The 1,573-nt window shown below is 36.1% G+C and carries 2 protein-coding genes and 1 pseudogene; all 3 read left to right on the top strand.

Going from position 1 to position 1,573, the window contains the following annotated elements:
* A pseudogene (locus OCV57_RS14190) lies at positions 1-101 on the top strand (tRNA threonylcarbamoyladenosine dehydratase); the annotation flags it as partial.
* A gap of 105 nt (positions 102-206) precedes the next feature.
* The gene (locus tag OCV57_RS14185) at positions 207-674 is read left to right on the top strand and encodes a DUF3795 domain-containing protein (protein WP_267302078.1); all 468 of its coding nucleotides are present in this window, start codon (positions 207-209) and stop codon (positions 672-674) included.
* Positions 675-749: 75 nt separating this feature from the next.
* A complete protein-coding gene (locus OCV57_RS14180; protein WP_267302077.1) occupies positions 750-1,322 on the top strand; it encodes a hypothetical protein in 573 nt (190 codons plus the stop codon).
* The last annotated feature ends 251 nt before the right edge of the window (positions 1,323-1,573 follow it).

The raw sequence follows: 1,573 nt of genomic DNA, 5'->3' as shown, positions 1-1,573 counted from the left end.
GCACAGTGCGCCGTGATATTCCAGGCTCAACAGCATTTGTTCCGTCAGTGGTGGGACTTATCGTGGCAGGAGAAGTTATAAAAGATCTGGCTAAGAAATAATACAAACAAAGGACGAACCATTGATTAGCTGTGGTATAATGGTTTTGGTAATTGGTCGGAATAAACTGCCCGACAAATCGTAATTTAGTGGAGGAGTACAAAAAAATGGATAAAAGTGAAATTATTAAAAAGGTTGCACCATGTTCTTTAATGTGCCACACTTGTTCGGCATATAATGATGGGATAATTTGTGCGTCGGCTAAAACATTATTAAAATATTTAGAGGGCATAAAAGAATTTTATGAGGTACATATGCCCGACGCCGTAGAAAGCTATAACAACTTTGAGGGAGTACTTAGCATATATGCGGGTGCTTCTTGTTCAGGTTGCCGCAGCACAGAACATAATGGATGCAGCATCGAAGGGTGTTTTTTGCTTGAGTGCACAAAGAACCATGGCATTGATTTTTGTGGAGAGTGCAATGAGTTTCCGTGCAAAAAAACGCAGGGAATTTTTGAAGAAATAGTATACAGGCAGTGGCTGGAGGGTAATCAACAAATTAGAGAATATGGTATAAAGGCATTTTGGAAAAATAATTCCGAAAATCCGCATTATAGACCATATAAAAAATGATTTAAATTCCAATTTGTCGAGCAGATCACTTATCACAGCACTATTATTTGAATTTTTCAGAAAGGAAAAAATGTTATGCAAGAATGGCTCATGACTATAACGCTTGGAATAATCGGAGCATTTTTGATAGCTGTTACATATGCCGCATTATATCAAAACAAAAAAAGCAAAAAACACATATCTGGATTTCCATTTTTCGGTGGGTTTATTCTTGCTGTTGCATTTCTCTTCTCTCCTATTAAATGGTTAGCTTTTCTGGGCTTCATTGATTATGGTTTGTGGCTCCTGCCATATGTATTGATTATGGATTATTATAACAACAAAAAATTCAAAAAGATATATGTGCAGCAGAATTTTGAACAACGCATCAGTGATGAATCAAAAGAATTACGTATCAGAATTTATGAAAGAAATGAAGAATGGGTACAGCCGTATATTACGAATTTAGTTTATGAACTCAAAGTGCCTAAGCTGTTATATGCTGTTTGTACAGATCAAAATGGAAAGAAATTTTTACTTATTGATAAATGCAAAAGAAAAGGCAACATTGAAATAGTTCCTTTTGATAATAATACTATTCTGCTTACAGACCTCAACTCAAAAAATGTTGATTATTCAGTAGAAATTGAAATCAAAGACAATCCATAAATAGTTTCCCATTTATCGAACAGCTCCCTCATCACAGCACTCATAACGTGTGCTGTGTTTTTTAGACAAACAGTGCTTCCGCACACTTACATTAACGTAAGCATACGAAAGCACTGTTTCCATACATTACATTTACAAACTGCAATACTAAATCATATATACAAAAAAGAGCCATAGCAAAAGCTACAGCCCTCTGGCTCCCCCTGTTGGACTCGAACCAACGACCCTTCGGTTAACAGCCGAATGCTCTA

Origin of the sequence: Hominimerdicola aceti, from assembly GCF_025567495.1 — a bacterium.
In the GTDB taxonomy this organism is placed as follows: domain Bacteria; phylum Bacillota; class Clostridia; order Oscillospirales; family Ruminococcaceae; genus Hominimerdicola; species Hominimerdicola aceti.
This window is presented reverse-complemented; position numbering and strand designations above follow the sequence as displayed.

Bases quoted from the DNA above. Each gene is read 5' to 3' on its own strand.
- OCV57_RS14180 (WP_267302077.1), top strand. From the start codon at position 750: ATGCAAGAATGGCTCATGACTATAACGCTTGGAATAATCGGAGCATTT.
- OCV57_RS14185 (WP_267302078.1), top strand. From the start codon at position 207: ATGGATAAAAGTGAAATTATTAAAAAGGTTGCACCATGTTCTTTAATG.